Raw genomic sequence first — 21081 nt, 5'->3', positions numbered from 1 at the left:
TACCTCTTATTGCGCAGGTTCCGTAGTACACATCAACGGGTGCTGATGTTTACGAGAATATTGATTCACCTGCATTACTTTTGTCTCTGCTATCTCTGCAGTATATATGCCACAAACCGCTTTCCCTTGATAATGCACTGTCAGCATTAATTGGTTAGCCTTGTCTGAATCCATTGCAAAAAACTTCATTAGTACCTCAATAACAAAATCCATTGGGGTGTAATCATCGTTATTGAGCATTACTTTATACATCGGCGGTGGTTCGGTTTTCTGTCGTTGTTTTTCTAACTGCTTTTCGCCTTCAATACTCATATTCGTTTCTTTTAATACCTGAGTTACATCGTCTTTTTTAGAAATATAATACTTTATGTCAAGATTTAGCTTAAAAATCCAATCTTTAGTATTATCCATACCTTTAATTACTTGACAAATTTAAGGTCTAAACACTACATTAACAATTGTGATGCTTATGTGTTGTGAATCACGGCAGTCACCACTGAAATTGAGTAAGCTTGTAGTGAAATTGAGTAAGCTTGTAGCAAATTTTTACACTTACAATACTTCGTAGTTTATATAGTGGAGACTAGATCAAAAGTTTTCAAGGAATACGAATAGGAAGTTGTATAATGGCAGTTGGTAAAGTTAAATGGTTTAATAACGCAAAGGGGTTTGGATTTATTGTTCCTGAGGAAGGTGGTGAAGATATATTTGCTCATTACTCTACGATAAAGATGGACGGGTATCGCTCACTGAAAGCTGGTCAGACAGTTACATTCGAAATAGAACAAGGGCCGAAAGGTCTTCATGCTGAAAATATCGATTTGGCTGAAGACGATGAATCTAGTAGATAAATAAAGATTCATGCAAGTAAATAAAGTTAGGAAGACACTTTAAACTAGCATTTACGCATTTGCGGCACACACTTAAATTGGGCAGGCATTAATTTACCTGCCTTTTTTATTTGCCTTCAATCCGACTAAGTAATTCCTCAGCCTCTTCTTTGAGCGCTCCATTGTTGCTTTTAGTGACTTCCATCAACACTTCACGGGCAGCATCGAAATCTTCCATATCAATATAAACTTGTGCTAAGTCTAAGTTACTTGATTGATCCATCAGTTCCTCAGACGAATTTGATATACTCATGTCTTCTTCACTGTCGATTAAACGATCTAAGGAACTATTCAAATCTAACTGTAAATCGTTATCTGATTTAGGTTGAGCAGTTTCTGATTCATTAAGCAAGTCATCCACGTCGACAAAGTCTTCTATCTCATCGCTATTGGATGTAGCATCTTGCCCTTCGGACATTAGCGCGTCTAAATCTAGTCCAGCTGCGTCAACATCTTTTCGTATGCTATCAGTATCTTTTGTATCTTCTAAGACTGAACTATTTAAAGCATCGTCAACGTCATCATCGCCGCTATCTTCGATACCAGCCAATAATGAATCAAAATCTGATTCTGCAATTACAGATAAATCATCATTTTCTACATTTGCTTGTTCAGTGTCATGCGACGTTTCCACATCACTTCTTGCAACAGCCTCCGAGTCCTCATCTAACCAATCATCTAAACCCGGTAAGTCAGCGAGTAAGTCGTCATCAGTATCTGCGCTTTCTTCAGTGTCTACTTTATCGCTAACCTTGTTTGATGAGTCAGTAATATCTTCACTTACGTTTGTGCTATCTATATCTGTGCTATCTATATCTGAATTAAGCTCTTCAGCATCTGAAGCACTGATCTCTGCAGTGAAAGAAGGAATATCTTCTAGAAGTTCATCAATGAGCTCATGATTCTCTTCGTCGTCAGCATCATCTGCGCCCATTTCCTCGAGTAACTCATCTAACTCATCTTTCGCGCCATTTTCTTCCGTTAGTTCATCTAACAACTCATCAGCTAGAGAATCAATCAAATCTATAGGCTCGGCCTCTTCACCTAAATCTATTGCATCTTCAATTGCATTTAATGGTTCTTCTATTTCTGCATTGTCTTCTACTAACGTGTTGTTTTCTTGCTCAGTAAATTCGTCGAGTAAACTGTCTAGCTCTTCGCTTGCTTTGTCGTCTTCCGACAACTCATTGATAAGTTCGTCAGCTAACTCGATGGCGGATTCACTTGTCTGAACAGTATGATTGTTGTCATCTTCATCGTTGTCATCATTAATGACATCTAACACAGGCGCAGAATTGTCATTGTCAACGGCAGCGTCAACACCTAACTCAGCGAGTATATCGTCAGGGTCAATGCTCTCATCGCCTTCTGTTTCAGGTGCGTTAGTTACAGACGTATCCATCGAAGGCATATCATTGCCAGAATTACCTTCTTCGCCCTTATCGCTCTCGTCGTCCACACTGCCATCTAACTCAGACTCAATATCTGCTAATATTTCGTCGGCTAAATCTGTCACGCTACCGCTTTCTTCCGCAGGCGTTTGTGTTATAGCCGTCTCGTCATTACCCGCATTGTCAGTCGTTAAATCGTCTGCTTCAGTAGCGTCAAGAATATCGTCGATATCCGTTAAGGCATCAAACTCCGTGTCTTCTTCACTCTTGTCTTCACTCTCTTCTGCGGCAACGTCGCTATCATCAGGTTCATCAACCGCGTTGTCTATATCTGCAAGAATATCGTCGGTAAGCTGATTGATTTCTTTATCTTTCTGCTGAATTTGCTGTTCTATTTGTTCGATGGTGTTCTCATCAATTTCACCATCTTCATTCAGGTCGACTCCCTCAGGCGTGCCGTCATCTTCTTCACTAGGCAAGCCATCCAGTACCAACTCAGCATCATCTGCCGATTCGTTCTGCTTACCATTCTCGGCTGTAGAAGCGGTCTCATCATTTTCAGACGCTTCAATTTCATCATCGAGATCATCACCTAAATCTAATTCTTCTAAATCGGTAGCATCGGTAATGTCTTTATTTTCGTCTGTGGACGTATCAAGTATTTCGTCGTCATCCGACAAATCGATAGACTCATTCCCTAATTCATCTTCATCTAAAGAAATAGCGTCGGCATCGAAACTTACCTCTTCGATGCCACTCGCTTCACTACTATTGGATTCAGAGTCGTTGGACGTCGCATTAGGAACAAGCATTTCATCGTCTAAATCGCCAAAATCATCCACGTTATCATCGACCTGAATTTCATCTAGGCCATCTTCAAGTTGTTCGCCTAAAATATCATCCGTATCATCGTCATCTGGCAATTCTGCTTCTAAGGCAGCCATAAGCTCATCCGCTTCTGCAGATGCCGCATCATCAATTTCACCAATCACCAGTTCGTCATCAACGATATCGCTTGATGCCTTAGTGTTTGTTTTTGATTCTACAGGTGCCGCATTCGATGCAGCAGGCTTTCTTAGTGCCCAAATTGCTAAACCGATAAGCACAACTAGCGTAAAGCCAGTCGTCAATAGAATAATACCTGTAGAACTCGTAAGCTTCGTTAATATAGACTCTGACTCTTTGTCTAATTGTCGCTGCTGCGCGTCTTTTACCAATGCAATGAGTTCTTTTTGCAAGCTAAGCTGTTCATCAATTTGCCCTTGAACCTCGCCTTCTACCTTATTACGCAAGTCGGCAATATCCGTATTCACTTGATCTAAGCGTTCATATAAACGCCGATTTTCATCCAACAGTGCTTGAACGCTATCAATAGACGAAGAGACCTGATCTTTAATTGCACCAAACTGAGTATTCTGCTGACGGTTAAGGGCGTTCAACTGATTCTGTAATTGGCGCTGAGTATTCGACAGATCTTCTTGATTAACCAAAGGAATTTCAGGTTTAAGATTTTCGCTGGGTATTTTACCAGCGTCATTAGTTGGTTGAACTGAGTTCGGCCTGCCAAATGCTCGATCATCTGCTTCGGCCTTTGCCTTCGCCCGTTGCAAACTCATACGAGCGATATAACGGTCACTAGGCAATTGCAAAATTGCCCCATTCACCATTGTATTAAAGTTTTGATTTTCAAAGGCTTGAGGGTTTAGTTCATATATAGCAAGCATCGTTTGATAAACGGAAAAATTAGAATCTTGCTTATATCGGCTAGCTATTCGCCACAAAGTATCGGTAGGGTCGATTGGCCCATAGACTACGCCAGAATATACATCTTCGGCGTTTCTTGGGCCTTGGATCTGCACCTGTGCATCGGCAGAATATGGACGAATACAAGTCAGCATTATCACCAAAATGAATAATGAAATTCGCTTAATATTCAAACCTAATGTCCACCTTCAAAAAATACAAATACCTATACGTATCGGCATTTAGCACAGAATATTTACAGATATTCTGCAACCAACGCTTCTGCAATTTGCACGCTATTCGTCGCCGCGCCTTTTCTTATATTGTCAGAAACTACCCACATATTTATACCATTAGGGTGTGAAATATCGTTTCTTACGCGACCTACATGTACCCAATCATTACCACTCGCACTGCATACTTGCGTAGGAAACTCGTCTGTTTTCTCATACAGTTTAATGCCTTCTGCTGCTTGCAGTAATTCATTAACTTGCTCTGCATCAATGGGTTGATGTGTTTCAATATGTATTGCTTCACCATGACCATAAAACACAGGTACACGCACAGCAGTAGGGTTAACTAAGATACTGTTATCACCCATAATTTTTTGCGTTTCCCACACCATTTTCATTTCTTCTTTGGTATAGTCATTGTCCATAAAAACATCAATTTGTGGAATAACATTAAACGCAATCTGGCGAGGAAAGTCTTTACCAGTCATTGGCTTCGCATTTAACAACTCTGCCGTCTGTTTAGCGAGGCCTTCCATCGCTGTTTTCCCAGCACCTGAAACAGATTGATACGTACTCACATTTATACGAGAAATCCCGACGGCGTCATGTATTGGTTTTAAAGCAACTAACATTTGGATCGTTGAGCAATTGGGGTTTGCAATAATATTACGATTCCTAAAGTCAGCCAACGCCGCTTTGTTTACTTCTGGCACAACGAGCGGAATATCGGGTTCATATCGGTAATGTGAGGTATTGTCGATAACGACACAACCGGCATCCGCCGCGATAGGTGCATATTTTTCAGATATACTGCCCCCAGCAGAGAAAAATGCAATATGTACAGTAGACCAATCAAATTCATCTGCATCAATAACCGTCAGCTTTTCGCCCTTAAAATTGATTTCGTCACCTGCTGATCTTGCACTTGCAAGCGGATATAAGGTATCAATCGGAAATTTACGTTCAGACAAAACGTCCATCATTGTTTGACCAACAAGTCCTGTGGCGCCTAACACTGCGACATTGTATGCGTTTGACATGTATTTTAAGCCTTTGCCTTTTTTATTATATTAAGTCAGTCCTATTGACACGCTGCACGAGCGCTCAAAGGACCTTGAAACCTAATGCCGACAGTTGCTGTTTTGCGACTGGATTTTGCAGTCGGACAGACACCGCATCAAACTCACGCCTGATGGGATAATTCTTTCGGATTGGTGTAATTTGATCAGATTTTGCCATGTGCTGACGAAAAAAACTATCATCATTTTCAATATCATAGAAACACTTCACAATATTATTAAGTGTCGCAAGTGATAAAGTATCCATGTCAAAAGCACGTATATGTGCCATTAAATTTTCTGGCATTTCGTATATTGGCAGAAAATCACGTAGATTGAGTACATTGTCTACCGCCAAGAACTCACATAACTTGTCATACAAAATGCTAGTCCCTCTAGCTTTTCCTTCTAGTGAATGCCCGGCAATATGCGCCGTCGCAAGACGACAGTGCGTCATTAGCTCAGTCGAAATAGTAGGTTCATCTTCCCAACAGTCCATGACTAACTGCGGCGCTGTGCACTGAGATACACCAGAGGCAGCGCTTTTTGACTTTAAACGAAAGCGGGCAAGTAAAGCATTGGTATCAATCAGTTCTCCCCGACTGGCACTAATTAAATACTGATTGGCATTCATTTTGTTTAGCACAATATCATTGAACATATGTCGTGTGGGATATTTTCCATCATTAATCAATGGCGCATGTAAACTAATAAAATCTGCGCTAATCACTTCGTCAAACGACGCTGATGTAAATGTTGATTCTAACTCCGCTCGTGGTGGATCGTACAACACTATCGACATACCCAGCGCGTTAACAATACTTGCGACCTGCCGTCCGACTTCGCCCACGCCAACAATAGCACAGCTCTTTCCTGCTAATTCAATTTCATCATTAATTGCAAGGTATAAGAGTGATGCTAATACGTACTCTGCAACCGCTCTGGCATTACACCCGGCGGCTGAGGTCCAGTGTGCACCATGCTGTTCTATTGCTTTTACATCAAAGTGATTAATTCCCGCCGTCGCAGTTCCGATAAACTTTGCATGTTCAGCTTTAAGGAGTAGCTGTTTATCCACCTTTGTTGTGGAGCGCGTCAACAAAACGTCTGCTTCAGCTAAATCAATGTCACCCAATACCCCTGATTCAAACGACTTACATTCCCCAATGCTAGAAAAAAACGCGTCAGCATATGGCATCACACTATCAAATAAAATCTTCATCAATAAACCAATTCAAGAAAACAGGTTGAAACGTTTGCAATTTTTAGTACTTCTCACAAGTTAAAAAAGGGACATTTGAGTGAATCAAATATCCCTTCATATGGACATATCAGCTTAACGTTAACTAACACTCGTAAATTACAAATTTATCACTCGCATTTTACGACGTAGAAAGCCCTATCGCTATTGATACTTTTTGAATACCAAAGAGGCGTTTGTGCCACCAAAACCAAAACTATTCGACATCGCCAAATTTACAGTTTGCGTTCGAGTCGTGGTCACAATATCTAAATTAGTCGCCGCTTCATCAAGATTGTCTATATTGATTGAGGGGCAAATAAAATCATTTTGCATCATCAGTAAAGTGAATATCGCTTCATGAACGCCAGCCGCACCTAAGGCATGGCCAGTAAGTGATTTAGTAGCACTTATCGCCGGACTGTTTGCACCAAAGACTTCCTGAATTGCTTTTAGCTCTTGCACATCACCGACCGGTGTAGACGTACCGTGTGTGTTGAGGTAATCCAATGGTTGTTCTAAACCATGCATAGCCATGCGCATGCACCTTGCTGCGCCTTCACCAGACGGCGCAACCATGTCATAACCATCCGATGTAGCACCATATCCCACGACTTCGCCATAAATCTTCGCACCACGAGCAAGTGCATGTTCCAGCTCTTCTACAACAACCATTCCACCGCCGCCAGAACTCACAAAACCATCTCTATCGGCATCATATGTGCGCGACGCCACAGCAGGATTGTCATTATACTTGCTAGATAAAGCCCCCATAGCATCAAACTGACTCGACAATGCCCAATGGAGTTCTTCACCCCCTCCAGCAAACACCATATCTTGCTTGCCAAGCTGAATCAGTTCCCATGCATTGCCGATACAGTGCGCACTAGTCGCGCACGCAGACGCAATTGAATAGTTAACACCGCGAATCTTAAAGGGCGTGGCCAAACATGCAGAGACAGTGCTCGCCATACAACGGGTGACCATGTAGGGTCCCATGCGTCTTACGCCTTTTGCTCGCAGTATGTCTGACGAATTTACTTGGTTTTCAGAAGATGCACCACCCGAGCCAGCAATTATTCCGACTCTTTCATTCGAATAATCTTTCTCTTCTAAGCCTGCATCTGCAATAGCCTGTTGCATGGCTAAGTATGCATAACTCGATGCATCTCCCATAAAACGCAGGGCTTTACGGTCAATCATTTCTTTTAGGTCTAGTTTAACATTACCCCAGACTTGACTGCGCAATCCCATTTCAGCAAATTGCTCAGAAAATGTAATACCAGAACTCCCGGTCTTCAAAGATTGAGTTACTTCATCAGCATTATTCCCAATACTTGAGACAACACCTAAGCCGGTAATCACTGCGCGTTTCATTTATCACCCTTATTCATTTTTTCTAATAACGTTCAATTCCGCCATATCTTAACGGCTTAATTGATTCAACTGGTCTGCTCTTAGGGGTATACTGTCATAAAATTAAGCAAAAAGTCATTCACAATTTGAATACTTCTACAAAAGCGCCGCATAGATTACCTAATTGATGAAATTACAAAACGCAAATATCAGCTTTAATTCGCAAGGTACACCTGTTTCAGAAGCATTTGATGACGTTTATTTTTCAAACGACGATGGCGTTGCAGAAACACAATATGTATTTATTGATGGAAATGATATCCGTGATAAATGGCGAAAACATGAACAATCTCACTTTGTTATAGGTGAAACTGGTTTTGGTACCGGTCTAAATATAATGTTAATCATGCAGCAGTTTGCCGAGTTTACACATGCAAACCCAAAGCATAGGTTAAAAAAACTGCATGTAATTTCATTTGAAAAATACCCACTAAATATAGGCGCGTTGCAAAAAATCGCACAATCAAGGAATCTTTTAGCACTAGAGTACAAGGCATTAATCGACGCTTATCCGCCAGAGCTCAGTGGCAATCACACACTCGATATGTCGACATTCAATACTGTTATTCATTTAGTACTTGGCGACATTAACGAGCACATTGAAGAAGTGTATGTGCATGAACAAGGCATTGTAGATGCTTGGTTTCTTGATGGTTTTGCGCCGAGTAAGAATGAAAGTATGTGGCAAACAAGCGTTTTCAAACAATTAGCTCGGTTAAGTAAATTAAATGCAAGTTTTGCGACATTTACTGCAGCGGGCGTCGTGAAGCGCGGATTACAGGAGGCCGGTTTTGACGTAAAAAAACGCAAGGGATTCGGCAGAAAACGAGACATGCTTGTAGGCAATCTGCTCAAAAAACCAAAGGTATGGACGAAGCAACAGGCCCCCTGGTACGCGCGGCCAGCAAGCCATTTTGACGCATCTAAAACTGCGGTTGTCGTTGGCGGCGGCATTGCGGGTGCAATATGTGCATTGGAGTTACTTAGGGTTGGATTAAATGTTCGCCTAATATGCGCTGATGAAGACGTTGCTATGGGTGCATCTGGTAATACAATAGGCGGTTTTTACCCGCAGCTACAAGCAGATGCAAGCATAGCAAGTCAATTTTATGCCCATAGTTTTTTATTTGCTAAACGCTGGTATACACATTTATCTGAAAACACGCAATTCGATCATGACTGGTGTGGTGTTTTACAGTTGGGGTTTAATGAGAATACGCAAGCACGTTATGCAAAGATGCTTGATAAATCGCTCTGGCCAGAGCGTTTAGCAACGGTTGTTGATGCTGATACCGCGACAGAGATTACAAATATTCAATTGCCCTATGGCGGTTTGTTTTTACCCGATGCAGGTTGGATATCCCCCGTATCCCTGACCAAGAGCTGCATTGACGTATGTCAGACATATAAGCACTTTGAGCTTAGTACGTCGACTGAGTTGCTACAATATGAATCAACTGGCATTGATGCACCCATAAACATCGCAACGACGAAAAAGATAAGAGGAAGTACGAGCCATGTATCAAATAGCAGCAACAAAACGCAGTGTGATTATTTGGTGCTAGCAACAGCGGATGGTTCATCGCGCTTTTTAGGAGAAAACATAGCGTTGCGCCTAACACGTGGGCAAGTGGAGTATGTAGACGCAATTGAAGAAACCCGCCCACTAAAAACAGTATTGTGTCACAAAGGTTACTTTACGCCGCAGGTCAACGGTAAACATGCACTAGGATCGACTTACAACAAATTGGACACAGCAACTGATTATCGCCTTTCAGATAGAGAAGTGAATTTTACAACGCATTCGAAAGCAATGAATGAAGCCAACTGGCAACCGATAATCACTCAGTTTAACGAAGAAAAACATCCACAAGGGCGCGCGGCAATAAGATGTTCGACACCTGATCATTTGCCGCTGATAGGCAACATGCTCGACGTTGGCAAACTAGAAACGCAATACCACCAACTCAACAAATACAACACGGTACACAATCATCTGCCAGCAACAGTACAAAAAAATGTGTTCCTACTTACAGGCTTGGGCTCGAGAGGTTTAACGACTGCCCCGATTGCCGCCAAGACAATTGCGTCTCAAATTACGCAAACTTGCCTTCCTTTGTCAAACAAATTACTAAATGCGGTAAACCCCAGCCGGTTCACCATTCGTTCCCTAATACGTAAGCAAGACTAAGTTACCCGAACTTTGGGTGATCGCAGTCAAAATAGTGCTCAGCGAGCTACGTATTGGTGGTGCAAAGAAGACACCACAAAATTCGGTATTATGGTATGCGATGACGCAATAACACGATTATCACTGAGTGAAATAATACGGGCATTTACAAATATACCATTCGCTTTCTTAATCATTGTACCAGATAGGACGTGGTCCATTATATCGTTTTTAGCTAGTTGCGTAACATCGCGAGAAAATGCAATATCGCCACGTGATGTTACTTGAAGCGCAGGCATCAATTTATGGTCAATAACAGACAAGCCATACGATTGTATTTCATTGATAAAGTGTTCTGCCAATTGGTTACCCAATATCGACGTGTTTTGTAGCGTTTCATCTAAAACCACAAAAGAACTGACACCAATGCGCAAGTTTCTATTCAGGCCTACACCATTTTTCACAAGCGCCATAGATAACTGCGCAGCATAATCTTCTACGCCTTTATAAGTAAATGAAGGACGAAAAGATTTTACTTGATGATACGGCGTAACCATCACCGGTTCGTCGTTAAACTCAGAAAGGTGTATTTGACGTTTTTCGTTTCCTTCTCTGCCACTCGCCAAGGAAATCGTCCGGTTGCTTTTTCCATCTACATCTTGTAATTCGGGCGGCAATTCACCTGCTAGAGCATATTGTTCGTTAAGCAAATCAGCAATCGTTTGCGGCGGCGTATACCCTGCCATGAACATCCGCCCCATAGCACAACCTGTTAGTAATGCGGTTGCAATCGCATACGAAACGTACTTTACCCATCGATCTAGTATCTTACTTTGAATGTTCATTGTATTTATTCACCTCGGATAATACGCACGCCGTCAACCACTTCATTTTGACGACTAGATTCACTCGGCATTAACGCATCAACAATGTAATACGGAATAAATGACTGAGCACTTGCGACAATAACCTTCGACTCCATCCCTAACATTCTTGCATTCACAATGTAGCCGCCTTGATGCTTAGTCATGGTCCCCGTAAGCACATATTGAATAGGCGTAGAATTATTTAGATCCAGAAAGTCTCGAGACAGCAAATAGTCCCCCGTTTCCGTCACGCGAATAAATTGCGTAGCTTTAAACTCTACCACTGGCATTCTAAATTTATGAAACTCATGAGCAAAGGATTCAGCCATTTGTTGACCGAGTAAATTTGTTTCTTTTAGATCGCTATCGATAAGTGAAAAATGCGTCACCGCGACTGGCGTTCGTTCGGTAACGTACTCCATGTTTGCCACTAAGTCATTCGCCATATTTGTTACATAATGACCAATGTGTTTAGTTAGCGGAATACTCTTGTAAGCCCCTGGCGTTTGCGACATTACACTTGGTTTAACCATTGATCCAAACGCATCAATATTACGATCTCGTGTGCGAGCCATCACAGTTTGTTCATCAAGCTCACTTTCTGTAATTACATCAACTACTAGTTCTTCCGGCTGCTCCTCGTCGACTTTATTTGTACCTAGTAGTGTATCCATCGTTGGCATACTCGCGCACGCGCTCAGCGCTAAAATACTCAATAATAACGTAACAGTCTTCATATCTACTCTCCTGCCTTGGGCATATAAGCTGCTGGTTTCTCGGTACGATACAGCATGCCATTTCTAGTACTTACTTGCTCTTGCTGCCAAAACAACTCCGCCGGAAAAAACTGCGTTGCTGCGGCAATGACATCTTTTGTTCGTACGTTAATAATCCGCGCATTTACCATTGCGCCCATCTCTTGTTCAGTAATCGTGCCAGTTATAAAAAAATCGATATTTTGAGTAGAACGCAGATGCTCTACATTTCTAGAAAGCGCTCTTTCTGAGGTGTCGCCCATGATGATCGTATTTGTTGCCTTAAAATCCTGTGCGATATAACCTCTGCGCACCACCTCAGTGGTTAAACCTTGTTCGAGTTGATGCCCTAATAGCATTAGCGGGCCCTGTTGCGTGAGGTCATGTTGCAGTGTAGTTACCGGAACAAAACCGGCAACGGCATACCGATATTGCCGATCAGCGGCAAGATTTAGAAATAATTCATTGGCTAGTTGATGCGTGTACAATTCAGAATTTCCTAGCGCGATTGGCATCTGTTTTTTAGGTAGTACCTTCTGTTCTGCGCTCAATAAAGCGCCAACAGCACTGCATCCGCTAAGCGACAGCAAGATGTATACGCATAAAATGCAAACCACAAAACTGATGAAACTGTTTAGAGTATTTTTCATAATGGCAACTCGGTTAAACCTTGAATAGCCAAAAGATTGGCCAAGGTATTATCTATTCAAGTTTAACTTAGCAATTATGAGTCCACTTTTATGGAAAACGATGAGTTTGTTGAAACCTACTTGAGAAACATCCGTTTGAGCATATCTTTTACGTCATTGATATCATCACCCAATAACTCTTTATCATTAATCGCATCGTCGATACTGGTGGTTAACTCTGCTGTAAAGCGCTCAATATACTTAGCGTTGACATCGCCGTTTGTATCAGTCTCTGCAAGACCGAACACGTTGGCCGCGACAAGTGAAAGGTGTCCATGTATATAACTTGCGGCAAATAGCTCTTGCTCACTTCCCGCATCAATAAAACCATCCAGAAATGCTTCTTTATCTTGTAAATATTGTTCAAATGGCGGCTTCAGTATCACGCGTCATGTTCTCCGAATAAAATATAAGGCCTTGTCTTTGTAGCCCGTAATCACTTGAATTGGTCCTGCAAGTCGATTATCAAGTGCGTGATTGCCTGTGTCAGCAATAAAACCAGCATTTTTTAAGTTAAGTAACTTTGATTTTGTGCACACCACCCAAATATCGCATTTTTCTATGCTTGCCAAAACTTGCTCACTTAGCTGCTGGTTGCCTCGACCAAATAAATGTCCTTGTCCACCAATGGCCGTTATTAATAATTTTATCGATTTAGTGGATGTGAGATTTTGTAACTCCGCCGCCGTCACGTCTTGTGCAACAACCTTCCCCTGATAAACAACATCAACGCCTAATAAAGTGTTGCTTAAATGCATATCTGACATGACAAAGTCAACGGTGCTGCCAGAACCAATGATGAAGTAATCGTCAGGCAGCTCTTCCATTAACTCTCTGATATACGCAGAAATATCAGCAAGCACCAATTCGTCAGACTCTTTGCCGCCCATTTTTACTGCCTGTATGTATGTCAGTGATTCTGGCACCGCCATTTCACCAAAGTACTTAGCAACGACTAATCCTTGTCGAAATTTGTCTTCATCAATATCACGCACTTCCGCCTGCATCACGCTTACTATTTCACCGCGTACCATTTGCGCTGCGACTTTCCCGGCTGCATTCGGCGTAATAGCATATACACCACTATGAATTTTACATCCAGCAGGAATACCTAATAGTGCCTGGGATACTGGAAATACATTACACAAATTTCGAGCTGTACCATCGCCACCAGCAAATAGCATTAAATCGACACCGTATGTTGATATTGCTTGCGCAGCGTTAATCGTATCACTTGCTTCTGACTGTTGTAGTTTTTGGCTATAAACGACGTGGTAGTCAAACGCTAAGTCTTGGCAAAGTCGCTCGCCCATGTCACCACTACAAGTAATCACTCTGAATTTGCCTTTTAGAGGAATAAGCACTTCTAATGCTGTTCTCGCACGCGAAATTGCCTGTAATGATGCGCCAGCACTTAGGGCTTTTTCACGAATATCTTTTCCGTCACTGCCTTTTAACGCAAGTGCACCGCCAATGCCTGCATATGGATTAATAATTAGCCCAAGGGTAAACGTTGATTTAGCTTCATTTACTTGCATCAATTGAGTAACACCTTAACGTTCCTTTACTTGAGCTAGTAGACGATTTTTGGAAGACCCATAATAAGAAAACAAACCATTTAAAAAAATGCCTGCACGCGCGGGGAAACCAAATTCACAATATGCTTGGAGTTGATGCCATACTTTTTCTTGGAATTCTGAGTCTGATACTTCTAACATCGCTAAATTATCGTTGCTGACTCTAAACTGAATACCCGCTGCCAACGAAAATGCCCATTCGAGCGCTTGTGGTTTGCGCTCCACCAGCTCAAAGGCGGTTTGTTCACTTTTATCTCGCCCATCGGGCGCATACCAATAACCATAATCCAACAATGCCCGCCTTCGCTCTCCCGCGATGCACCAATGCGCAACTTCATGCAACGCACTAGAAAAATAATTTGCGCGGTAAAATATATGGTGTTTTTCAGTCATAACGTGACAAGGGTTGCTAAGACGAATATGCGCCGAATAATCCATCCCTGCGGGTAAATACAAGGGTTCAGTTGCCCCGCCCATCAGCACTGTATTTTCAATGCTCGAAAACGAAAAATTAAATATTTGCTCTAATTGCTCACTACTGCGCGTTTGAGCTCTGCATTGTTGTTCCATAAAACAGACGTGTAAAACTAATTGCCAGCACCTTCATTGACGCCTAGTATACATTAATGATCCATTTTATTGTTAGTCGATATGCTTGAGAGCCAACTTGTTTGTGACGAAATTAACCAATGGCACATACTCAATTGGTCGTTGCCAAAGCCTTTTATAGTGTTATGGCAAATCACCGATGCGCACATTGATCATTATAACCATGTAAACAACGCAGCCTACGTGACACAAATTGAGAAAGTCGCTTGGGGGCATTCAAATAGCATTGGCTTAACAATCAAAGAATACAAAGCCTTAGATAGGGCCATGGTAATTAGGCACCACGACTTAAATTACATTCACGCGTGTTATTTGGACGAACAAATTGCATGCGCTACATGGATAGTATTTTGCGATAAAAAACTTCGTTTACGTAGACAATTTCAGTTTATATCCACGAGAACACGGAAAACCGTATTCACTGCGACAACCGATTTTGTGTGTATCAGCCTGTCTTTAGGCTCACCTAAACTGATGCCACCATCGTTTTCAGAAACCTACAGTAACAATGTAACAACATTATCGGTCTCATGAGAATACGGATAACAATAAGGAGCGCATCGCTATGTTAAAATATGTATTTGTTGGCATGTTGGCAGCGTCGCTAAGCCTAAACGTATTTTTACTAAGGTCTGTCTATTCAGACAATCCTAGTGCAAGGCAGGCCATCACTGCCCTCCTTGAGCAGAATGAATCAAAGAAAAATAAAGGAAAACAAGATCTTATAGAAGATAAGGCATTTACTAACACCGACAATGTTCTGCAAGCTGATAGTTCAACGAACGAAATAAACGATATAGCCATTGTTGAAGATCCTAGTAATTGGGACACTTTACAGCAATTACGAGGACAAAAGCGATATGAAGAATTGTTAGTTGTAGTCCGTCAATATTTGCGAATGCATCCTAAATCGATACCTGCCCTGCTGCTTGAAGCCGAAACCATTTACCATACGCAAAACCTTAACACCGCGATAACGCACTATTATGGTTTACGGGATCTTCCTTTAGACGACGAGCAACGCTATGAAGTGAATAAATTCATAGAAATACATAGTAGTAAGATTATTCAACAATTTAGTGGAGATGAAAGCTGGAATTTGTTGGCTGCATTTTTAGAACCTCTATTTCATATCGATCCGACAAATCGCCGCTACATTATGGCACTTGCTAAAGCCTATGGGATGGACGCCCAATATAGTTTAATGGAAGATATTCTAGCAAGCTTACCGACAGACGATCCTAGAGCACAAAAGCTAAGACGACAAATTTATAATAGTGACAACAGCGTTGAAGAAAAACCGCTGCTCACTGCTGCTCAGAACGACCTAGCGTTTGACCGACAAATGATGTCAGCAGATGATGTAGTCGTTCTAAGAAAATTCCAAAATCAATATTTATCAAACGTAAGCTTAGGACGAGCCAATATGAAGCTATTGGTCGATACTGGCGCTTCAATTACCGCAGTAAGTGATGCTTATTTACCCGCATTAAAAGCATTTGGCGAGTATCTGGGGGTTTTTCAGGTGCAAACAGCCGGTGGTCAAATTTCTAGTCAGATGTACAAAGTACCTGAGTTGATGGTTGGAAAAACGCGCGTTAAAAACGTAACGTTGATGGTATTAGATGGCAAAAACCTCGGAGATTTCGACGGCCTACTAGGTATGAATGTTATTTCTCGGTATGACGTCATCAGCAACGACAACTTTGGCGGAATTGTACTCAAGCTTAATCCTTAACTCCCCCCATTCTATTACTTTGAAATAACTTAGTATAATTTCTAACACACGTTAAGACCGAAATTCATCGTACAATCCCCGCACTTTCATATCGGTACTTGTACCTATGCGGTATTTTTTAATTTTGGGGAAAGAAATGTTTGAAATTTTCATTCTGGTCATGTTTGCAGTTATACATACAATTTTTGCTATTAAAGCGGCCGTTAGCTCAGTACTCGTTAACAACGCGAAACGAGGAAAATGGATTGCACTATCGTTACTTGGTGGGTTTGTGGGGCATTTTATCTATTATTCACTTCAGTTAGATGACGAATATAAACGCTTACGTTCTTAACTAACCTAAACTCTGAGTAAGAATAAAACCTGAGCATCAACCAACCTTGATGCTCAGATTCTTCTTTTCAGATGCGCGAACATTTACGCATTTTGAAGTTTAGATTTTCGTTTATTACTCTTTTGTTGATAAAGCGCCAAACCAAATATAACCGCAACAGCGCCAACAATAACATTCAGTGTTACCAACTCTTTGTTCAACCATGCCCCTAAAAGTATTGCAAAAACAGGGGTTATCATAGTGACTAGCGCAACTGTGCTTGTACTAAGTTTTTGAAGTACGTAAAAATAGCAAACAAAGCCAACTAATGAGCCAAATATGCCAAGGTAAAGAATGGCTAACATAGAACGCATACTCCAACTTTCGACCGGTAATGTGCCATCCATTACGAACCATGCGAACAAATACATAGGTGCCGCAAAAAACATAGAACCTATAGTAGTTGCCGCAGGATGAATATCTATTTTGACCGTTTTTATTAGCACAGCGCTAAAACTGAAACAAACTACCGCAATACTAATCAGTACAATGCCTTTCCATGCCCCTTTTTCTAAAATGATGCTGTCTGAAAATACAACGATAAGACCCACTAAAGATATGATGATTCCCATCACCTTAAACACGCTCAATTTTGCCTCATCCAACAATTTATACGCCAGTAGTCCGGTGACAATTGGTGATGTACCAAAGACTAACGACATCATTCCTGAAGGAATATAAGCGGCGGCTAAATATGACAAGAACATGCCACCAAATATGCCAATAGACGAAAAGCTATAAAGCTTTAAAGCTCTTCCATGCACTGGCACCTTAATTCGCCAGACAATCAGACAAATACCTCCCAATACAATTGCAATTGCCATTCGCAGAAACCCAGCCATGCTCGGATGCACCGTCTCTGTGCTCCAAGCCAATCCAAGCGGGGTGGTAGACCAAACCAACACTACGGTTAAGTAGGCAATTGCGATTTTCATTTTGTTACTCCTTTTCCTCGTGGTTGCAAATTTGTTTTCGTACTACGAAACGGACACATAGAAAATCACGACAACTGGCGTCATTGCTAGTCTGAGGCTTAATTTATGGGAGTTAAAAAGATAAAAGCCGCAGTCTAGTTGCTGCGGCTTTTGAGGTGATTTACCTATCTACATTACGCCACAGCATATGTTAGCCAACGAATGACACGCGTCATTCGGCTAATGTTTACTGGGTAATGGAGGTTATTATTAATCATTCTATTTATGTATTACTTATTTATGTATTAGTTAATTATGCATCGTGCGTTTTACAACACACTGTCCTAAACTTTCAATGTAATTGCAAGAATTTGAATATAAAACAATTCACGCCTTAATGCATTTAAGACTACGTTAATCAGTAAATAAGTCAACGATAATTTTAACATGCACAAATATGTATTATTCGTTCGTATTTATAACTCTGCCGCGAGACGAGTACCTTGTTCGATAGCTCGCTTGGCATCTAATTCTGCTGCAAAATCAGCGCCCCCGATAAAGTGATGAGGGGTCTTCAAACCTTCAGCTAGGGTTTTACATGGTAATTGCCCAGCACAAATAACAACATTGTCTACCGCTAACAATTGAATCTCATCGTTAACACGAATGTGTAGTCCGTCATCGTCAATGTTTAAATACTCAACGCCAGACATCATAGTAACGCCTTTCATCATCAGGCCGACTCGATGTGCCCAACCGGTCGTTTTACCTAAATCCGCACCAACTTTCGTAGTTTTCCGCTGTAGTAAGTATATTTTTCGTGGCGATGGTTCAGGTTTTGGCTGCATGCCTTCAACGCCACCTCTAGAGGATAAAGACATATCAATCCCCCACTCTTTCATAAACGCGGGAATGTCAGTTGAGGTAGATACATTGCCATGAGATAAAAATTCTGAGGTATCAAAACCAATACCACCAGCGCCAATAACAGCAACACGTTTACCAACCGTTTTCTTGTGCTTTAATACATCAATGTAAGAGAGAACCGATGGATGATCAATACCTGGAATATCAAGGGTTCTAGGGGTTATGCCAGTCGCAATAACAACCTCGTTAAAATCTTGCTCATCAATAAAGTCGGCTGTCACTCGGGTGCTTAACTGGACATTTACAGAGTGCGCGGCTAACTGCTCGCTAAAATAGCGTATTGTTTCGTAAAACTCTTCTTTACCTGGTACTTGTTTAGCAATATTAAACTGCCCACCTATCTCGCTATCCGCATCAAACAGCGTAACACTGTGACCACGCTGAGCCGTCGTCAAAGCGGCTGCTAAACCCGCCGGACCAGCACCAACAACGGCAATCTTTTTTGCGTTTGAGGTGGGTAAAATCGTTAATTCGGTCTCGTGGCATGCACGAGGATTTACTAAACAACTCGTTATTTTGCCATCAAATACATGATCTAAACATGCTTGGTTGCAGCCTATACACGTGTTTATGAGATTTGCTTGGTTATTTTGTGCTTTAATGACAAACGCCGAATCCGCCAAAAACGGACGAGCCATACTCACTAAATCAGCGTCACCACGACGGAGTACCTCTTCTGCTACTTCTGGTGTATTGATCCTGTTGGAGGTCACTACAGGAATACTTAGCGCTGCTTTAAATTTTGCCGTAACCCATGTAAATGCCGCGCGCGGTACTTTCGTCGCAATAGTAGGAATACGCGCCTCATGCCAACCAATGCCTGTATTGATAATACTGGCACCAGCTTTTTCAATGGCCAATCCAAGTTGAAGGACTTCGTCGTAACTACTTCCGCCCTCAACTAAATCGAGCATCGATAAACGGTAAATAATAATAAATTTTTCACCAACGGCTTCACGCACACGCTTAACAACTTCAATGGGTAAACGAATCCTATTTTCGTACTCGCCTCCCCACTTGTCATCACGTTTGTTAGTACGTTGTGCGATAAACTGATTCAAAAAATAACCTTCTGAACCCATTATTTCAACACCATCATACCCCGCTTTTTGCGACTGAATTGCGGTAGAGACAAAATCATTAATTTGCTGCTGGATACCTGCTTCATCTAGTGCTTTTGGAACAAAAGGGTTAATTGGCGCTTGAATGGCAGAGGGAGCGACCAATTTCGGGTTATAAGCATAGCGTCCAGTGTGTAAAATCTGCATACAAATTTTAGCGCCTTCCGCATGGACGGCGTCGGTTACGACCTTATGGTTCGCTACCGCTTCATCCGTATCAATGCGTTTAGTGATAACATGCGTGGCTCCTTCTGCATTTGGACCAATTCCCCCAGTGACAATAAGTCCAACACCGCCTTTGGCTCGTTCCGCAAAAAATGCCGCCATACGATGATGTCCATTTGGAATATCTTCTAGCCCAGTATGCATAGATCCCATGATTATCCGATTGGGAAGCTGGGTAAACCCCAGATCTAGGGGCTGGAAAATATGAGGATAATGTGTATCAAGGGCTACAGACATATAAATTCCTTATTACTTAGGACTATATTAACGCACGTAAGTGAAGACGAAATCCTTATCTTCGAGCGTTCGTATTTTGACTGCGACTTACACCTAGGTTGATTTGAAGAATGATCAGTCGACTAAATTCTTTGGCATAGACTGTCTAAATTCTTGCCAAATTTTGCCACTTTCAACACCATATTTACGCACCACGCCAACTACCCGATCAGATTCGCCAGAATCTAATACATCGAGTAAGTTTTGATAATAATTCCTAGCAACCAATCGCGCACTTTCGCTTGAGAAGAATTGGCTACCAATACGCGCATATATGGTTCTAAAACCATTCATCATCAGCACATAAACGGGGTTATTAGATGCAAATGCTAAATCATGATGCATTTGATAATCATTGTGAGAAAACGCTTCGCCTTCGTCGCTTACGTCTTTATGACGTTCAATAATCTTACGGCACTCATCTGGGTTTTGACGAAATGCGCCACGAATAAAGACGGCACTCAGGTTGGTTCTGGCTGACAGAAGATTGTCCAACAATTGGGGTTGTCCTTCCTGATCTAATCTTGCCAACGTTTCTAGGATATTAAGCCCGCAGGTTTCCCAGTAATTATTTACTTTTGTTGGTTTGCCGTGTTGTATTGTTAACCAACCGTCACGCGCTAAACGCTGCAATACTTCTCTGAGTGTCGTCCTTGTCACACCGATTAACTCTGATAGTTCGCGCTCAGCAGGTAAGATTGTACCGGGCGGAAATCGACCGCTCCAAATAGACTCGACAATGTACTCCTCGGCGAATCCTGCTGGGCTTTGAGACTTATAAATCATACTCGTTTCATGTGACTATTAACTGAATGTTAACTGATTGTACCAGATGCATAACAATAAGGAAGAAGAATCGTTAATTCGGTT

19 protein-coding genes are annotated in these 21081 nt (G+C 41.7%); 5 read left to right on the top strand and 14 right to left on the bottom strand.

Annotated features, from left to right (window positions below; all coding sequences use genetic code 11):
- Positions 1-6 precede the first annotated feature (6 nt).
- Entirely contained in the window at positions 7-312 is a 306-nt protein-coding gene (gene clpS, locus QQK00_RS03065; RefSeq protein ID WP_284217550.1) for an ATP-dependent Clp protease adapter ClpS, read from the bottom strand.
- 314 nt (positions 313-626) lie between these two features.
- On the opposite strand from clpS, the gene cspD reads away from it, so the two are divergent.
- A complete protein-coding gene (gene cspD / locus QQK00_RS03060; protein WP_284216006.1) occupies positions 627-851 on the top strand; it encodes a cold shock domain-containing protein CspD in 225 nt (74 codons plus the stop codon).
- A gap of 106 nt (positions 852-957) precedes the next feature.
- Here cspD and QQK00_RS03055 read toward each other — a convergent pair whose 3' ends face one another.
- From QQK00_RS03055 to fabB, 4 genes are all read right to left on the bottom strand, one after another.
- A complete protein-coding gene (locus tag QQK00_RS03055; protein ID WP_284216005.1) occupies positions 958-4218 on the bottom strand; it encodes a FimV/HubP family polar landmark protein in 3261 nt (1086 codons plus the stop codon).
- Between the two features lie 62 nt (positions 4219-4280).
- A complete protein-coding gene (locus QQK00_RS03050; RefSeq protein WP_284216004.1) occupies positions 4281-5297 on the bottom strand; it encodes an aspartate-semialdehyde dehydrogenase in 1017 nt (338 codons plus the stop codon).
- Positions 5298-5361: 64 nt separating this feature from the next.
- On the bottom strand, positions 5362-6537 hold the full coding sequence (locus QQK00_RS03045) for a 4-phosphoerythronate dehydrogenase (protein WP_284216003.1): 1176 nt from the start codon (positions 6535-6537) through the stop codon (positions 5362-5364).
- Positions 6538-6720: 183 nt separating this feature from the next.
- Complete coding sequence (gene fabB / locus QQK00_RS03040) at positions 6721-7932, bottom strand: beta-ketoacyl-ACP synthase I (protein WP_284216002.1); 1212 nt, start codon at positions 7930-7932, stop codon at positions 6721-6723.
- A gap of 166 nt (positions 7933-8098) precedes the next feature.
- On the opposite strand from fabB, the gene mnmC reads away from it, so the two are divergent.
- On the top strand, positions 8099-10162 hold the full coding sequence (gene mnmC / locus QQK00_RS03035) for a bifunctional tRNA (5-methylaminomethyl-2-thiouridine)(34)-methyltransferase MnmC2/FAD-dependent 5-carboxymethylaminomethyl-2-thiouridine(34) oxidoreductase MnmC1 (RefSeq protein WP_284216001.1): 2064 nt from the start codon (positions 8099-8101) through the stop codon (positions 10160-10162).
- A 38-nt stretch (positions 10163-10200) separates the two neighbouring features.
- Here mnmC and QQK00_RS03030 read toward each other — a convergent pair whose 3' ends face one another.
- The 6 genes from QQK00_RS03030 to QQK00_RS03005 form a co-directional block, all read right to left on the bottom strand.
- Positions 10201-10986 carry a FlgO family outer membrane protein gene (locus QQK00_RS03030; RefSeq protein WP_284216000.1) on the bottom strand — a complete coding sequence of 262 codons (786 nt, stop codon included), beginning with the start codon at positions 10984-10986 and terminating at the stop codon, positions 10201-10203.
- Between the two features lie 5 nt (positions 10987-10991).
- Entirely contained in the window at positions 10992-11744 is a 753-nt protein-coding gene (locus QQK00_RS03025; protein ID WP_284215999.1) for a FlgO family outer membrane protein, read from the bottom strand.
- 2 nt (positions 11745-11746) lie between these two features.
- Positions 11747-12412 carry a FlgO family outer membrane protein gene (locus tag QQK00_RS03020; protein WP_284215998.1) on the bottom strand — a complete coding sequence of 222 codons (666 nt, stop codon included), beginning with the start codon at positions 12410-12412 and terminating at the stop codon, positions 11747-11749.
- Between the two features lie 116 nt (positions 12413-12528).
- Entirely contained in the window at positions 12529-12837 is a 309-nt protein-coding gene (locus tag QQK00_RS03015; RefSeq protein WP_284215997.1) for a YfcL family protein, read from the bottom strand.
- A gap of 3 nt (positions 12838-12840) precedes the next feature.
- Complete coding sequence (locus QQK00_RS03010; RefSeq protein ID WP_284217549.1) at positions 12841-13989, bottom strand: ATP-NAD kinase family protein; 1149 nt, start codon at positions 13987-13989, stop codon at positions 12841-12843.
- 15 nt (positions 13990-14004) lie between these two features.
- Entirely contained in the window at positions 14005-14598 is a 594-nt protein-coding gene (locus QQK00_RS03005; RefSeq protein ID WP_284215996.1) for an elongation factor P hydroxylase, read from the bottom strand.
- A gap of 81 nt (positions 14599-14679) precedes the next feature.
- On the opposite strand from QQK00_RS03005, the gene QQK00_RS03000 reads away from it, so the two are divergent.
- The 3 genes from QQK00_RS03000 (at position 14680) to QQK00_RS02990 (ending at position 16709) form a co-directional block, all read left to right on the top strand.
- Complete coding sequence (locus tag QQK00_RS03000) at positions 14680-15171, top strand: acyl-CoA thioesterase (protein WP_284215995.1); 492 nt, start codon at positions 14680-14682, stop codon at positions 15169-15171.
- 31 nt (positions 15172-15202) lie between these two features.
- A complete protein-coding gene (locus QQK00_RS02995; protein WP_284215994.1) occupies positions 15203-16375 on the top strand; it encodes a retropepsin-like aspartic protease family protein in 1173 nt (390 codons plus the stop codon).
- Positions 16376-16511: 136 nt separating this feature from the next.
- A complete protein-coding gene (locus QQK00_RS02990; protein ID WP_284215993.1) occupies positions 16512-16709 on the top strand; it encodes a hypothetical protein in 198 nt (65 codons plus the stop codon).
- An 83-nt stretch (positions 16710-16792) separates the two neighbouring features.
- Here the strand turns inward: QQK00_RS02990 and QQK00_RS02985 are convergent, their stop codons facing one another.
- The 3 genes from QQK00_RS02985 to fadR all read right to left on the bottom strand — a co-directional run bounded on the left by QQK00_RS02985 (position 16793) and on the right by fadR (position 20997).
- On the bottom strand, positions 16793-17683 hold the full coding sequence (locus tag QQK00_RS02985; RefSeq protein WP_284215992.1) for a DMT family transporter: 891 nt from the start codon (positions 17681-17683) through the stop codon (positions 16793-16795).
- A gap of 455 nt (positions 17684-18138) precedes the next feature.
- Positions 18139-20172: an NADPH-dependent 2,4-dienoyl-CoA reductase gene (locus QQK00_RS02980; RefSeq protein WP_284215991.1), complete on the bottom strand. Its 2034-nt coding sequence runs from the start codon at positions 20170-20172 to the stop codon at positions 18139-18141.
- A gap of 114 nt (positions 20173-20286) precedes the next feature.
- Positions 20287-20997, bottom strand: coding sequence for a fatty acid metabolism transcriptional regulator FadR (gene fadR / locus QQK00_RS02975; RefSeq protein WP_284215990.1), 711 nt, complete (start codon positions 20995-20997; stop codon positions 20287-20289).
- Between the last annotated feature and the right edge of the window lie 84 nt (positions 20998-21081).

This window comes from Agaribacter marinus, from assembly GCF_030160655.1.
GTDB lineage: Bacteria > Pseudomonadota > Gammaproteobacteria > Enterobacterales > Alteromonadaceae > Glaciecola > Glaciecola marina.
The sequence above is the reverse complement of the archived record's forward strand: the minus strand, read 5'-3'. Positions and strand labels throughout refer to the sequence as shown.

Coding starts and splice junctions, on each gene's coding strand:
- QQK00_RS03000 (WP_284215995.1), top strand. CDS start 14,680: ATGCTTGAGAGCCAACTTGTTTGTGACGAAATTAACCAATGGCACATA.
- fabB (WP_284216002.1), bottom strand. CDS start 7,932: ATGAAACGCGCAGTGATTACCGGCTTAGGTGTTGTCTCAAGTATTGGG.
- QQK00_RS03005 (WP_284215996.1), bottom strand. CDS start 14,598: ATGGAACAACAATGCAGAGCTCAAACGCGCAGTAGTGAGCAATTAGAG.
- QQK00_RS03020 (WP_284215998.1), bottom strand. CDS start 12,412: ATGAAAAATACTCTAAACAGTTTCATCAGTTTTGTGGTTTGCATTTTA.
- QQK00_RS02995 (WP_284215994.1), top strand. CDS start 15,203: ATGTTAAAATATGTATTTGTTGGCATGTTGGCAGCGTCGCTAAGCCTA.
- QQK00_RS02985 (WP_284215992.1), bottom strand. CDS start 17,683: ATGAAAATCGCAATTGCCTACTTAACCGTAGTGTTGGTTTGGTCTACC.
- cspD (WP_284216006.1), top strand. CDS start 627: ATGGCAGTTGGTAAAGTTAAATGGTTTAATAACGCAAAGGGGTTTGGA.
- QQK00_RS03030 (WP_284216000.1), bottom strand. CDS start 10,986: ATGAACATTCAAAGTAAGATACTAGATCGATGGGTAAAGTACGTTTCG.
- QQK00_RS03025 (WP_284215999.1), bottom strand. CDS start 11,744: ATGAAGACTGTTACGTTATTATTGAGTATTTTAGCGCTGAGCGCGTGC.
- clpS (WP_284217550.1), bottom strand. CDS start 312: ATGAGTATTGAAGGCGAAAAGCAGTTAGAAAAACAACGACAGAAAACC.
- QQK00_RS03010 (WP_284217549.1), bottom strand. CDS start 13,989: ATGCAAGTAAATGAAGCTAAATCAACGTTTACCCTTGGGCTAATTATT.
- fadR (WP_284215990.1), bottom strand. CDS start 20,997: ATGATTTATAAGTCTCAAAGCCCAGCAGGATTCGCCGAGGAGTACATT.
- mnmC (WP_284216001.1), top strand. CDS start 8,099: ATGAAATTACAAAACGCAAATATCAGCTTTAATTCGCAAGGTACACCT.
- QQK00_RS02990 (WP_284215993.1), top strand. CDS start 16,512: ATGTTTGAAATTTTCATTCTGGTCATGTTTGCAGTTATACATACAATT.
- QQK00_RS03045 (WP_284216003.1), bottom strand. CDS start 6,537: ATGAAGATTTTATTTGATAGTGTGATGCCATATGCTGACGCGTTTTTT.
- QQK00_RS02980 (WP_284215991.1), bottom strand. CDS start 20,172: ATGTCTGTAGCCCTTGATACACATTATCCTCATATTTTCCAGCCCCTA.
- QQK00_RS03050 (WP_284216004.1), bottom strand. CDS start 5,297: ATGTCAAACGCATACAATGTCGCAGTGTTAGGCGCCACAGGACTTGTT.